Raw genomic sequence first — 13,629 nt, forward strand, 5'->3', positions numbered from 1 at the left:
CCCGTCAGCCCCCGTCTTCCATCGAGGTCGCCCCGCTCATGAATTCACGCCAACGCCGTGGCGTCGTCCTGCTGCTCCTGTCGGTCCTGTGTGCCCTCGGCGCGTTCGCCGGCGTGCTCTCGGTGATCAGTGACGTGAATTCCAAGGTCGGACCCGAGGTCGCCGCATACCGGGTCAAGTCCGATGTCGCTCCGTACCAGGCGCTGCGCCCGAACCAGTTCGAGAAGATCACCATGCCCGAGCGCTGGCTCTCCGAGAACGCGGTGACCGATGTGTCGGTCGTCGACGGGAAGGTGGCCGTCACCCAGCTCAAGAAGGGCTCGCTGCTCCAGGACGACATGTTCGTCACACGCCCGACACTCGAGCGCGACGAGCAGGAGATAGCCATCATGATCGACGCCGCCACGGGTGTGGCGGGGAAGATCAGGGCCGGCGACTCCGTCAACATCTACGCCACCTTCGCCGCCGACGACCAGGGCCGGACGAAGGCGCAGTCCCGCGTCATCGTCCCCAACGCCCGCGTGATCGACGTCGGCCGGCTCACCGCGCTCGAGCCCAGGGACGACGACAGGCGGGGCGCCCTGCGCGAGGCCGTCCCGATCACCTTCGCGCTCACCACCAAGGACGCCCAGCGCGTGGCGTACGCCGAGTCGTTCGCGGTGAACGTGCGGCTCGCGCTGCTCGCCGACGGCGGTTCGACCCAGCTGCGCCCCGGGGAGGGTACCTACACCCTCGAAGGGGACAAGTGAGAGACGGATGACGACCAGAATCCTCCCGGCCGTCGGCGACGCCGACGCCGCCCGGTCCGTGACCACCCTGCTCGGCCAGCTCCCGGATGCGGAGCCGGCGGGGCCGGTCGGTGACTCGACATCGCTGATCGACACCCTGGCACGGCTGGCCGCGGAGTCCGTGGACGAGCTCCCGGAGGTCGTCCTGGTCCACGAGCGGATCGGTCCGGTGCCGGCACTGGAACTGATCCGGGAGGTGGCGCTGCGCTTCCCCGCGGTCGGGGTCGTCCTGGTCACCTCCGACGCGAGCCCCGGCCTGTACTCGGCCGCGATGGACTCCGGGGCCCGCGGGCTGGTCGGCCTGCCCCTGTCCTACGAGGAACTGGCCCAGCGGGTGCAGGCCGCCGCCGGGTGGTCGGCCGGGGTACGGCGCCATCTGGGCCCCGGCGGCGACGTGTTCACCGGCCCCGGCGGCACGGTCGTCACGGTCAGCGGTGCCAAGGGCGGCGTCGGAACGACGCTCACCGCCGTCCAGCTCGCCCTCGCAGCCAGAGCCGGCGGGATGACCGTCGCCCTCGCCGACCTCGATCTTCAGTCGGGCGACGTGGCCTCCTACCTGGACGTCCAGTTCCGGCGGTCGATCGTCGACCTGGCGGGCATCCAGGACATCTCGCCGCGCGTCCTGCAGGACGCGGTCTACGTCCACGAGACCGGGGTCGGTCTGCTGCTCGCCCCCGGCGAGGGCGAACGGGGCGAGGAGGTCACCGACCGCTCGGTGCGCCAGATCGTCAGCGCCCTGCGCAACCGCTACGAGGTCGTGGTCGTCGACTGCGGCAGCTGCATGAACGGCGCCAACGCCGCGGCGATCGAGATGGCCGACACGACGCTGCTCGTCACCACACCGGACGTGGTCGCCGTACGGGCGGCCAAGCGCATGGTGAAGCTCTGGGACCGGCTCCAGATCCGCAAGGCGGAGGAGACCGTCACCGTCCTCAACCGGTACACCCGCAACACCGAGATACAGCCGCCGCTCATCGAGCGGATCACCGCCACCCGGGTCTCCCGGATCGTGATTCCCGCCAACTTCAAGGAACTGCAGGCGCTCGTGGACGCCGGCCGGATGCAGGACCTGGAGGCCAAGTCCACGGTCAAGCAGGCTCTGTGGGGACTGGCGGGAGAGCTGGGACTGGTGAAGTCGAGCGAAGCGCCCCGGAAACAGGGCAGATTGAAGAGCGACCGGGGTGCCCTGGGCATCCGGAGAAGGTCCTGAGGGGCCGGGGACCGAGGGGGCGAGTTGAAGCGATGCGCATTGCGGCGGGTACCGACCGGAGGGTTACCGACCGGCCCCGCGCCGGCCTGCGGACCACCGGCGGGCGGATGGGAGGCGGGAGGCGCGCGGGGCGTGGGCGGACGGCCCGGAGATGGCGCGTCCATGTGTCCGTGCGGAACGGAACCGTAGGGAGCGGGGGCGTCCGGAGCGTGTCCGTACGGAACCGCACCCGGAGCCGGACCTTACGGAACTGGATCGTACGGAGCCGGAGCCGGAGCCGGAGCCGGAGCCTGAGCCGGAGCTCGGTGAGGAGCGACCGCGGGCAGACCGTGGTGGAGTTCACCGGAATGGTGCCGATCATCCTGGCGACGCTGATCCTGCTCTGGCAGGCGGCCCTCGTCGGGTACGCGTTCTCGCTCGCGGGGAACTCGGCGGACGAGGGCGCGCGGGCGGGCGCGGCGGCCGGGCAGGGCGGCGGGGCCCAGGCGTGCGAGGCGGCGGCGCGGAAGAACCTTCCGGACTCCTGGGAGGCCGATGTCGCCTGCTTCGTCGCCGGAGACCTGTACGACGCGGAGGTCGACGTGGTCGTCCCCGTCCTGTACCCGGGTTTCATCGACTTCTCGTTCACCGCACCCGGGCGGGCCTCCGCCGTATGGGAGGGCTGAACCATGCGGAAGCGCGAATTCCGGTGGCGTGCCGACCGGCACCAGCGTGTCGGTCCTCCTCCTCGCCGGCGCCCCGACCGGGGCCAGACCGCGATCGAGTACCTCGGCTGGATCCCGATTCTGCTGCTCGTCGCACTCGCCGCGATCCAGCTCGGCATCGCCGTGTACGCGGTCCAGCAGGCCGGGACGGCGGCGCGGGCGGCGGCCCGTACGTACTCGATGCAGAACGGCGACGCGGTGGGGGCCGGAAAGGCGGCGATCAGCGACTGGCTGGCCGACGGCACCGAGATCTCGCCGAGCGGCGCGGGTGTCGAGGAGGTCACCATGACCGCTCGTGTCGCCATCCCGTCCGTCGTCCCGGGCATTGCGGACTTCGGCCGGGCCACCCGCTCCGCGACCATGCCCGTCACCGACCGCTGACCCCCCGACCCGCTGACCTGCTGGCCTGCTGGCCTTCCGACCCTCTGACCGCTGATCCCCCGCCCCCGACCGCTGCCCCTCTGACCTCCGACCCCCGGCCGCCGCCGTTCGGACCCGCCGGGCCCGGACAACCTCTCGAAGGAGTCGAGCACATGAGCCTCCGGGCGCGCATGAACAATCCCGACCCGAGCCCCGGCCACGGTTCGGACGGCCGGCTCGTCGGGACATACCGCGCCAAGCTCCTGGAGGAGATCGACCTCGCGGAGATGTCCACGCTGCAGGCCGCCGAGCGGCGGGCGCGGCTGGAGCGGGTGCTGGGGCACATCATCAGCCGCGAGGGGCCGGTGCTCTCCTCGGCCGAGCGTTCCCAGCTCATCCGCCGGGTCGTGGACGAGGCCCTGGGCCTCGGCATCCTGGAGCCGCTGCTCGAGGACGCCTCCATCAGCGAGATCATGGTGAACGGGCCCGAGCAGGTCTTCGTCGAGCGCCGCGGCCGACTGGAGCTGCTGCCCATGCGGTTCAGCTCGAACGAACAGCTGATGCAGACCATCGAGCGGATCGTCTCGACCGTCAACCGCCGTGTCGACGAGGCCAACCCGATGGTGGACGCGCGACTGCCCAGTGGCGAGCGCGTCAACGTGATCATCCCGCCGCTCTCGCTCAGCGGCCCGATCCTGACCATCCGGCGCTTCCCGCGCGCGTTCACGCTCCGCGAGATGATCGAGCTCGGCTCCCTCGACGACCAGATGACCATGCTGCTCTGCGGCCTCGTCCGGGCGAAGTTCAACGTGATCGTCTCCGGGGCCACCGGAACGGGCAAGACCACCCTGCTCAACGCCTTGTCGGGGCTCATCCCCGACGGGGAGCGGATCGTCACCATCGAGGACTCCGCCGAGCTCCAGCTCCAGCAGAACCATGTGATCACCCTGGAGAGCCGGCCCGCGAACGTCGAGGGCAAGGGCCGGATCACCATTCGCGACCTGGTCCGCAACTCGCTGCGCATGCGTCCCGACCGCATCATCGTCGGTGAGGTCCGAGGCGGCGAAACCCTCGACATGCTCCAGGCGATGTCGACCGGTCACGACGGCTCCCTCGCCACCGTCCACGCCAACAGCGCCGAGGACGCGCTGATGCGCCTGCAGACCCTGGCCTCCATGTCCGAGGTCGAGATCCCGTTCGTGGCGATCAAGGATCAGATCAACAGCGCCGTCGACGTGATCGTCCAGCTCACCCGGCACGCCGACGGCTCCCGCAGGATCACCGAGATCGTCATTCTGGACTCGCACGGCCGGGAGGAGTACCGCATCGTCACGGTGTGCCGGTTCAACGCCCGGCCGATGTCCGCCGACGGGCTGGTCCACGGCGCCTTCGAGTACCTGCCGCTGCCGCGGCGGGTCGCCGAACGGCTGTACCTGAAGAACGAGCCGATCCCGCCCGCCTTCGGCGTCGCCGACTCGGAGGACCAGCTCACGCTCCGCAGGGCGGTGGCATGAGCCCGACGCGTCGTACCGTCCCCGTGGTCGTGCCGCTGCCTTCGGCCGCTCCCGTGGTCGCGCCGCCGCCACCGGCCGCTCCCCGGGTTCGGTCGCATCCCGCCGCTCCCGTGACTGCGTCTCGTTCCGCCGCTCCCGTGGTTGCGTCGCCTTCCGCTGCTCCTGAAGTCCGCCCGGCGCACGCCCCGAAGGCCGGCCGCCGCGAGGACACACGCACCGTCCCCGACCGCGACGGAAGGTTCAGCCCGTGGCCGATCTCCCCCTCCTGACCATCGGCGTCACCCTGCTCGCGTGCCTGCTCGGCGTCGTCGGGGTGCACGTCTACGCCTCGGGCAAGGCCCAGCGGCAGGCGCTTCTCGACCGGATGTCCCAGACCGGCCAGGCCGAACCTCCGGTCGGCCGGCGACGCCGATTCCGAGGAGTGGACCGGCGGCTGCGCGGCACAGCTCTCGGCAAGCGGATCGAACGCAAGATCGCCACGACCGGACTGGACCTCACCCCGGGCGAGTACGTCGTGTACGTGATCGTCGCCCTGCTCGCCGTCTACTTCAGCGTCGGAGCCGTCTTCGCGCCGTTCTTCGGCATCGTGGCCGCGGTCATCGGCCTCTGGGGCGCCGACGCCTTCCTCAACTGGCAACGGGCCAAGCGGACCGAGGCGTTCATCAACCAGCTCCCCGAGTTCACCCGCGTCCTCGCCAACGCCACCCAGGCCGGACTCGCCATGCGCACCGCGCTCGCCATGGCCGCCGAGGAACTGGACGACCCGGCAGGGGAGGAGCTCATGCGCGTCGCCGACCAGCTCACCGTGGGCCACAGCCTGGACGACGCGCTGGGCGAGCTGGCCGAGCGCCTGCCCTCCCGCGAACTGGTGGTCCTCGTGACGACGCTGGTCCTGTCCAACCGGGCGGGCGGCCAGGTCGTCAGCTCGCTGCGCAACCTGACCGAGACGCTGGAGGAGCGCAAGGAGACCCGGCGGGAGGTCACGACGCTGCTCTCCCAGGTGAAGGTGACCGCGCTCGCCGTTCCGCTGCTCGGCCTCAGCTTCCTACTGATGATCAACGCCATGCGCCCGGGCGCCCTGGACAAGATGACCGCCTCGGTCGTCGGCCAGTTCGCCGTCGTCGTCGCCTTCGGCATGTACGCCGTCGGCTTCTTCCTCATCCGCCGGATGTCCCGGATCCGGGTCTGAGGAACAGACCAGGGGAGCCGGGGACAGGGGAGCCGGGGACAGCGGCAGGGGAACAGCGGCAGGAGAACAGGAACCGGGGAACAGGGGAACAGGGGACATCTCATGGCACTTCTGCTGGCAGCCGTCGTCGGCCTCGCGGTGTACGGGGCCTTCCACGGCGTCCGGATGTACCGGGCCGACGCCAAACTGCCCGGCGACCTCGCGGTGGCACTCGAGGTCGGCGCGACCCGCACCACCGCCGTCGGCTCCGGCATCGACCGCATCGGCATGCGCTTCGCACCGACCGTGCTCTCCATGATGGGGCCGAAGCGCGTCGACGCCCTGCGCCACAGGCTCGACATGGCGGGCAACCCCGGTGGCATGACCGTCGACCGCTACGCGGCCCGCCGCGCCGTCTACGGGATGCTCGGCGTGGCCGCCGCCTTCTCCCTCGTCCTGCGCGGGCAGGCGGTCATCGGCCTGATGGCACTGGTGTACGGGCTCGTCTGGACCGATGTCGTCCTGCGCGCAGCCATCCGCCGCCGGCGCAACGACATCGAGCGCACCCTGCCCGACTTCCTCGACGTGCTCGCCGTCGTCGTCTCCGCGGGACTCGGCTTCCGGCAGGCGCTGGAGCGGGTCGCGGAGAAGTACCAGGGCCCCTGGGCCGACGAACTCCGCATCACCCTGCGCCAGATGGACATGGGCGTCAGCCGCCGCGAGGCGTTCGAGCAGCTCCGCAAGCGGAACTCATCCGAGCAGGTCTCGATGTTCGTCACCGCGCTCCAGCAGGGGGAGGAACTCGGCGCCCCGATCGTCGACACCCTCATCCAGATAGCGACGGACATGCGGCGGACGGACGCGCAGAACGCCAGGCGCTCCGCGTCCAAGGCCGTCCCCAAGACGACGCTGGTGGTCACCATGGTCATGCTCCCCGCGACCATGATCCTGATCGTCATGAGCTTCTACTACGGCTCCGGCGTCGACTTCGCCGACATCCTGAGCGGCGGCTGACCGACCAGGCGTGACGAGAGGAGAGCGGAACGGCCCACCGGCGGCACGATCCCGACGCACCCGGGACCGCATCGGCGGCACGACCACGACCACGACGCACCGGGATCGAACCGGCCGAGCCCGGTACCACGACAGCGCGAGCGACCGGAACAGGAGGTGACCCAGATGGGCCTGAGGCCCCCCGCCAAGGGAAGGAGCGGCGGCAGCGGCGGCAGCGGACGCAGCGTCGAACCCGGCGACACAGCCGGTGACAAGGCCGGCGACAAACCCGGTGACAAACCCGGTGATGACAAAACCGGTGAAGAAGCCGGCTTCGCCGCCGACGACCAAGCCGATGACGGACGCCGCGGCGCAGCCGGCGCCGAGATCCGAGGCGGCATCGGCGGCGGCAATCCCCTGCAGGCCGCCGTCGCCGGTTCTCAGCACGTGCCGCCGCTGCCCCTCCAGGTCAACGCCCTCCAGGCGCTCTGCCGTCAGGTCTTCGGCTTCCGGCTGGCGACGATCGCGCTGGCCACGCCCTTCGCGCTGAACAACACCCGGCCGGGGCTGGGCATCTGGCTCGTCGGCTCCGCCGTGGTCGTCACCTTCATGGTGTCCTACATCCCGCTGCGGGACTGGGAGCGCTTCGGGCCGTTCCTGCTCCGGCATCCGGCCCTCCTCGCGGTGGACTCGCTCTTTGGCGCGCTGCTCCTGGCCACCGCCTCCCCCGAGTCGATCCTCGCGTACGTCACCCTCTGCACCCCGCTGCTCGCCGGACTCGTCTACGGCTGGCGTGGGGCCGCGGTCTTCGCCGTACTCCAGTCGCTCATCATCGGCGGCGCGTTCGCCGTCAACCCGGACGTGAAGGCCGGACTCGGCGATCTGCTGCTGCCCGGACTGTGCGTCATCGCGGGCGCGGTCGGCAGCACCCTGCGCAACCTCATGCTCGGCTTCGGCACCGCCGCCCAGGCCCTCACCGAGGCCCGCGCCCGGCTCGCCGTCAACCAGGCGGTGGAGGAGGAGCGCGCCCGCCTCGCCCGGGAGATGCACGACTCGGTGTCCAAGACGCTCCACGGGCTGGCACTGGCTGCGGACGGCCTGGCCGGCTCCGCGGACCGGATGGATCCGCTGACCGTGAAGCACCAGGCCGAGCTCGTCGCCCGCTCGGCGCGCCGGGCCGCCGCCGAGTCCCGGGAACTGCTGTCCGATCTGCGCCGCCAATCCGGCCTCGACGGCGGCGTCGACGTGCTCTCCGAACTGGCCGCACGCACCGCCGGCTTCGCCCGCCGTCTCGGAGTACCGGCCCGATTCCGCCGACTGGGCCAGGACCCGGTGCCGCCGGTACCCCAGGCCGTCGCGCGCCAACTGCTCACCATCGCGTCCGAGGCCATGGAGAACGCCCACCGCCACGGGCACCCCACGTACCTCGACGTCGCGGCGGGCGTCGTCGGCGACGTGCTGAGCATCAGCGTCTACGACGACGGCAAGGGCCTGCCCCCCGGCACCACGCTCGACGGCCTCCGACGCGCGGGCCACTTCGGCCTCGTCGGCATGGTGGAGCGCGCCGCTTCCATCGGGTCCCGTATCCGCGTCGGGCGGGGGCGCCACTCACGAGGGACGGAGGTACGGCTCGAGCTGCCGTTGACGGCCATCGCCCCGGCGCCACCGGACGCGCTGCCGGGAAAGCCGCGGGCGACCCCGCTCCTCGACTGATCGCGCACGCCACCCCGGACGGGCACCGACCGTCCCCCCTCGGCGTCACACCGTCCGTATGCCCCCGCCCCGAGAACACCCCGAACCCGTCCGAGCCCCACCCCCGTCCCCCCGTCCACTCCGAGAGGAGGCCGCAACCATGCCGGACGACATCTCCCGAACAGCCGGAGAGCAGTGGGCACAGCAGCCCCACCTGTCACGGCGCTCGTCGTCGCATGCCGCAGTGCTCACTACCGACCATTCCTCCGGACCGTCCGCCTTCCCCGCTCCCCACGGGCCGGCGGACGCGGCATCCGGTGGCCACCCGGCCCTGCCCGCCCTCGTCACGCCCGCCCCCACGCTCCTCCGGGTCGTCGTCGCCGACGACAACCCGGTGGTACGAGCGGGCCTTACCGTGCTGCTCCAAGGCCGCGAGGACATCCATGTCGTCGCCCAGGCCGCCGACGGACGCCAGGCGTACGACGCGGCCGTCCGGCACCGGCCGGACGTCATCCTGCTCGACGTGCGGATGCCGGGCGTCGACGGCATCTCGGTCCTTCCTCACCTGGTGGGCCTCGCGCCGGTGCTGATGACGACGTACAGCCGCGAGAGCGAGATCGTCCACGAGGCCCTGCTCCGCGGCGCGGGCGGCTACCTGGTGCACGGCGAGTTCACCGCGGACCAGCTCGTCGCCGCCGTACGCGACATCAAGGAGGGCCGGGCCGCCTTCACCTCCTCCGCCTCCAGCGCTCTGCTCGCGGCGGTGCGCGGCACCACCCGCCCACCGGAACGATCACCGACACCCTTGCCGGACGGTCTGGGCGTGGCGTTCGCAAAGGAGCCTGGGCAGTACCACCCCGTGCTGTCTGCAGCCGCACACGACATGAGCCGATCGCACGCCTGCGTATCATCAACAAAGCAGCAGGTTAGGTTAGGTGACAGCCCATCAACTGGGCAACAATTCAACCTTCCCTCTTCGCTTTCGCAAGCGAATGTGGCACATTCTTCCCCAGGGGCGGTCCCCTCGGGGGCCACCCCGAAGGCAGCTGCCGGGGGGCAGCCGGCCGAGCTGAGTCAGCGGGAGGGGGAAGTGATGGACCTGATCGCTTCGGGCATGACGAATCAGCAGATCGCCGCCACCTGTTTCATCAGCCAGAAGACCGTCAAGAACCACATCAACCGCATCTTCGCCAAGCTCCGTGCCGGAAGCCGCGGCGAGGCCATCGCCATCTGGCATCGCCTGGCCCGAAGGGGGGCGGTGGGTCATGGCTGACACGACCGGGGTCACGGGGCCTCCGAAGCTCCGGCCCCTGGAATGGGCCCGCGGTTGGGCCCTCAGGCCCATGTCAAAGGTTGCTCTCCACTCGTACCCTTCGCATGCCGCCGCCGAGACCGGCCAAGAGCAAGCCGGAGCCGCGAGCGGAACCGAGGACCCGTACGAGTCGGTCGGCAAGCGGCCGGCCCGACCAGGAGGGGAACACCATGTCGAACATCACTCGCAGGACGGCGACCAACGCCCGCGTCCACGTCGGCAACTGGGCGAAGACGACCGCCGAGGCGATCCGCCGCCGCGGCGACCGGGGCCAGGGGGCCGTCGAGTACGTCGGCGTGATCGTGCTGGTCGCACTGATCATCGCGGCGCTGGTGGGCTCGGGCGTGGCGGAGACGATCGCCGACGGGCTCACCACCAAGGTGGGCGAAATCCTGGGCGGTTGACGCTGCGAACTTCACGCGAGAGAGGGCAGGTCGCCCCCGCCTACGTGGTGGTGGTAGCGAGCCTGCTCTTTCTCGCGCTTGCGTTCTTCGCGGTCGGCCAGGCCGGCGCCACCCGCAACGGTGCCCAGACCGGCGCCGACGCCGCCGCACTCGCGGCGGCCAAGCAGTCTCGGGACCAGTTCGAGCTGGAGCTGTCGGCGAACCTCGACCCGGAGTACCTGACCGCGATCTTCGATCTGGGGCAGTTCGGGAGCTTCCGGGGCTGTGAGGCGGCCTACCCCATGGCTGAGCGGAACGACACCGTCGTGACACCGGGTGGCTGCAGCCCGGCCTACAACGGCGGTTGGGGCTTCACCGTCGAGGTCGAAACGAGGAAACCGGTGGGGGACACCGTTCTGCCGGGGACGGAGACGAAGAAGGCCACGGCCGAGGCCACCGCCGCACTCATACCCCGATGCCGCTACGAGCCGGTCCCCGAGCCGCTGGGGACGCTGACGTGCGAGGGGACAGTTCCGTGGCTGGTCGGCGAGGGCCCTCCGCCGGATGGGCCTGACCTCTTCGACATCCGGCTGGCCGAGAACTGACCGCGAACGAACGCAGAAGGAATGACACGCATGAGTCATCTGTACGGAGTGACCGCGCGAAAGGTAGTGGTCGTCGCTCTCCTGGCGACAACGGTGTCCCTTTCGCTCGCCGCCTGCGGTGGAGACGACGTGGGGTCGGCGAAGGACAAGGGGAGCAGCAACTCGGCGCCCGCCGCCACGGGGAACAGCAAGCCTCAGGACAGTGGCGGCAGCACCGTGCCGGACACCGGCAAGACGTTGGCAACCATCAACGGCACTGAAGGATTCCAGTTCATCGTCCATGGTGCGACCCGGGACCCAGGTGGATTCCTCACCGTGACCGGTAGTCTCAAGAACACCTCGGGGAAGAAGTCGTATGCCCCTGTGGCGTGGAACGGCCAGGAGACCAACGTGCGGCGCACGGGCCGATCCCTCGCTGGCATGACCTTGGTGGACAAGGCGGAGAAGAAGCGCTACTACGTGCTTCGCGACACCGATGGCTACCCGTTGACCACTACCGGCATCACGAGTATCGACGCAGGGGCCTCCGTCTCCTTCTTCGCCCAGTTCCCCTCCCCGCCGGACAAGACCACCCAGGTCGACATCCAGATCCCTCTCATGCCCACCGCCACGATTGAGATCTCCTGATGACCCCCGCCACGCCCCGCACCCGCAGGGCCACAGCCTCGGCCCTCGCCGCGGCCGTGCTGGTCGTCAGCATGCAGTTCGCCGCCGCGGCCGGCGCCCGGGCGGACGAGACTCCCGCTCCCGGCACGCCTCCGGGTACCGAGTCGACCTCGCCGCCGCCCGAGGTCGACGGCGAGTCACCGGGGCTGAAGATCCGGGACGGTGCGACCCTCGCGCCCGCCCGGGTGCTCGACATCGTTTCCGTCGTCGAGTCCGAGGGTGGCGAGGAGCGCCGTGAGGAGACCAGTTCCAACCTGAAGTTCGCACTTCAGGCGGAGGTGCTCTTCGGCAAGGACAGCGCCAAGCTGTCCGGGGCCGCCAATGCCCGTATCGCCGAGATCGCGGCGGAGATCCGCGGCCAGGGAGCAAAGAGGGTCCGGGTCTTCGGCTTCACCGACAACCTGGGCTCCGCCGCGCACGGTGACGTGCTGTCCAAGCAGCGGGCGGACGCCGTGCACAAGGTGCTGTCGCAGCAGCTCGGCGGCTCGGGAATCAGTTACGAGATCCGTGGCTACGGCGAGCAGTACCCGATCGCCGACAACGGCACCGAGGACGGCCGGAAGAAGAACCGCCGGGTGGAGGTCTCCTTCCCGCGTGGTGAGGGTGGCGCGTCACAGGGCTGAGGAGCCCACGTCCGGACGCGGGGGCTCTCCCTCGCCACGCCGTGAACTCCCGCCACGCCGCGAATTCCCGGGGCGGACGCCACGAGCGGCGTCCGCCCCGGGAGTTCTGGGATCAGCCATCGGAGCGGTCCGGACGCGAAGCGTGACAGCCCGGCGCGGGCGAGGAGGACCGGGCGCGGCGGGCCACGCAGCCGGCCGGTGGCCGCCGGCGGCGAAACCGCCCCGACTCCCGGGCCCCCGTTTCCCGTTTCCCGCTTCCGGCAGGCAGTCGCTCGGTCTTCCTCGCCCTCCCCCGTGCGGTCAGATCGTTCCAGTCCGGTGGTCCCGTTCGCATTGCCGACCACCGGCAATCTTTACGTATCCTTGATGCCTGACGCCGTTCGCCGGAAGGGGACGGGGTGCCATCCCTGATCTCCGGCGTTGGGAAGTCGTGTCGGCGTGCCGGGGGAAGGAACGGGGGAACGGGTCGTGACGGTGCTTGAGACCGAGTCGTATCTGAAGGGGTACGCCGAGGTACTGGCCGGTGCCTGTGCCACCGGCCGGAGGCTCACCCGAGACGAACTGGCCTCACTCCGCGCCCAGGGGGAGCGTGCCGCGGAAGCGGGCATCGGACTGCGCACCATGGTCCGGGCCCATCTGGCCGCCGCGCGCGCGATCCGGCCGGGACTGCACGCGGCGGCGGCCGACCACCTGCTCGCCGCCACCGAGCAGGCCGTGGACGCCTTCGCCGAGGGCCATGAGCGGGCGCAGCGTCTCGCGGTGCGCCAGGAGGAGGCGGCCCGCCGGGAGTTCGTCGACGACCTGCTCTACGGGCGCAGCGACCTCGGCCGGCTCGCCGAGCGGGCCGTACGCTTCGGGTTGCTGCTGTCCCACGCCCATGCGGTGGCGGTCGCCCAGGGCCCGGAGTCGTACGACGACGGCCATCCCCTCACCCGCCGGATCGGGGCCTCGCTCGTCGCCCGCTTCGGGGACCGGCACATCCTCCTCACCACGAAGGACGGCCGGCTGGTCTGCATCGCACCGGGTGACCAGTCCGATGTCCTCGGCCACTTCGCCAAGCAGGCGTACGGGGCGACGGACGGCGGCCGGGTGGCGGTGGGGCGCGCCCATCCGGGTGCGGGCGGGGTGGTCCACTCCTACGAGGAGGCGCTGAACGCCCTGGACCTGGCCGATCGCATGGGCCTGGAAGACCCGGTGCTGCAGGCCTCGGACCTGCTGGTGTACCCGGTGCTGACGCGCGACCGGCAGGCCATGGCCGATCTCGTGCTCAGCGCCCTCGGTCCGCTCAGGCAGGCCCGCGGCGGAGCCCAGCCGCTGCTCGACACTCTCGCGGCCTACTTCGACACGGGGTGCGTGGCGGCCGAGGCGGCCCGGCGGCTCAACCTCAGCGTGCGGGCCCTGACGTACCGGCTCGACCGGATCCACAGGCTCACCGGCGCCGACCCGGGCGATCCCGTGCACAGGTACACACTTCAGACGGCGGTCATCGGGGCCCGGCTGCTCGACTGGCCGCACCAGGACATCTGACGGCGCATCGGGCGTTCCGAAACGCCGGTCCGCAAGGTGTACGCCCCCGACGCGGGGTTGTGGGCGTGAGGGCGGTCCGGACGC

14 protein-coding genes are annotated in these 13,629 nt (G+C 70.9%); all 14 read left to right on the forward strand.

The window, feature by feature from the left end; translation table 11 throughout:
- Positions 1–38: 38 nt before the first annotated feature.
- The 14 genes from cpaB to DDW44_RS19515 all read left to right on the forward strand — a co-directional run bounded on the left by cpaB (position 39) and on the right by DDW44_RS19515 (position 13,545).
- Positions 39–749, forward strand: coding sequence for a Flp pilus assembly protein CpaB (gene cpaB / locus DDW44_RS19445; RefSeq protein ID WP_108907207.1), 711 nt, complete (start codon positions 39–41; stop codon positions 747–749).
- Between the two features lie 7 nt (positions 750–756).
- Positions 757–1,998: a CpaE/TadZ family protein gene (locus DDW44_RS19450; protein ID WP_018889140.1), complete on the forward strand. Its 1,242-nt coding sequence runs from the start codon at positions 757–759 to the stop codon at positions 1,996–1,998.
- Positions 1,999–2,303: 305 nt separating this feature from the next.
- Positions 2,304–2,663: a TadE/TadG family type IV pilus assembly protein gene (locus DDW44_RS19460; RefSeq protein ID WP_017949177.1), complete on the forward strand. Its 360-nt coding sequence runs from the start codon at positions 2,304–2,306 to the stop codon at positions 2,661–2,663.
- A 3-nt stretch (positions 2,664–2,666) separates the two neighbouring features.
- A complete protein-coding gene (locus tag DDW44_RS19465) occupies positions 2,667–3,083 on the forward strand; it encodes a TadE/TadG family type IV pilus assembly protein (RefSeq protein WP_108907208.1) in 417 nt (138 codons plus the stop codon).
- Positions 3,084–3,235: 152 nt separating this feature from the next.
- Entirely contained in the window at positions 3,236–4,576 is a 1,341-nt protein-coding gene (locus DDW44_RS19470) for a TadA family conjugal transfer-associated ATPase (RefSeq protein ID WP_018889136.1), read from the forward strand.
- Between the two features lie 247 nt (positions 4,577–4,823).
- Positions 4,824–5,765: a type II secretion system F family protein gene (locus DDW44_RS19475; RefSeq protein WP_018889135.1), complete on the forward strand. Its 942-nt coding sequence runs from the start codon at positions 4,824–4,826 to the stop codon at positions 5,763–5,765.
- Between the two features lie 102 nt (positions 5,766–5,867).
- The gene (locus DDW44_RS19480) at positions 5,868–6,758 is read left to right on the forward strand and encodes a DUF5936 domain-containing protein (protein ID WP_017949181.1); all 891 of its coding nucleotides are present in this window, start codon (positions 5,868–5,870) and stop codon (positions 6,756–6,758) included.
- A 165-nt stretch (positions 6,759–6,923) separates the two neighbouring features.
- Complete coding sequence (locus DDW44_RS19485) at positions 6,924–8,450, forward strand: sensor histidine kinase (protein ID WP_208647983.1); 1,527 nt, start codon at positions 6,924–6,926, stop codon at positions 8,448–8,450.
- Positions 8,451–8,589: 139 nt separating this feature from the next.
- Positions 8,590–9,702 carry a response regulator transcription factor gene (locus DDW44_RS19490; RefSeq protein WP_108907209.1) on the forward strand — a complete coding sequence of 371 codons (1,113 nt, stop codon included), beginning with the start codon at positions 8,590–8,592 and terminating at the stop codon, positions 9,700–9,702.
- A gap of 209 nt (positions 9,703–9,911) precedes the next feature.
- Positions 9,912–10,145 (forward strand): hypothetical protein, encoded by a 234-nt coding sequence (locus DDW44_RS19495; RefSeq protein ID WP_108907210.1) that lies wholly within the window; start codon positions 9,912–9,914, stop codon positions 10,143–10,145.
- On the forward strand, positions 10,142–10,729 hold the full coding sequence (locus DDW44_RS19500; protein ID WP_167455515.1) for a pilus assembly protein TadG-related protein: 588 nt from the start codon (positions 10,142–10,144) through the stop codon (positions 10,727–10,729). The genes DDW44_RS19495 and DDW44_RS19500 overlap by 4 nt, the downstream gene beginning before the upstream one ends.
- Before the next feature lie 30 nt (positions 10,730–10,759).
- Positions 10,760–11,356: a hypothetical protein gene (locus DDW44_RS19505; protein ID WP_108907211.1), complete on the forward strand. Its 597-nt coding sequence runs from the start codon at positions 10,760–10,762 to the stop codon at positions 11,354–11,356.
- Positions 11,356–12,018 carry an OmpA family protein gene (locus DDW44_RS19510; protein WP_017949187.1) on the forward strand — a complete coding sequence of 221 codons (663 nt, stop codon included), beginning with the start codon at positions 11,356–11,358 and terminating at the stop codon, positions 12,016–12,018. Before DDW44_RS19505 ends, DDW44_RS19510 begins: the two co-directional genes overlap by 1 nt.
- Before the next feature lie 468 nt (positions 12,019–12,486).
- Complete coding sequence (locus DDW44_RS19515; protein ID WP_017949188.1) at positions 12,487–13,545, forward strand: PucR family transcriptional regulator; 1,059 nt, start codon at positions 12,487–12,489, stop codon at positions 13,543–13,545.
- Positions 13,546–13,629 lie beyond the last annotated feature (84 nt).

The organism is Streptomyces tirandamycinicus, from assembly GCF_003097515.1.
Classification (GTDB): Bacteria; Actinomycetota; Actinomycetes; order Streptomycetales; family Streptomycetaceae; genus Streptomyces; species Streptomyces tirandamycinicus.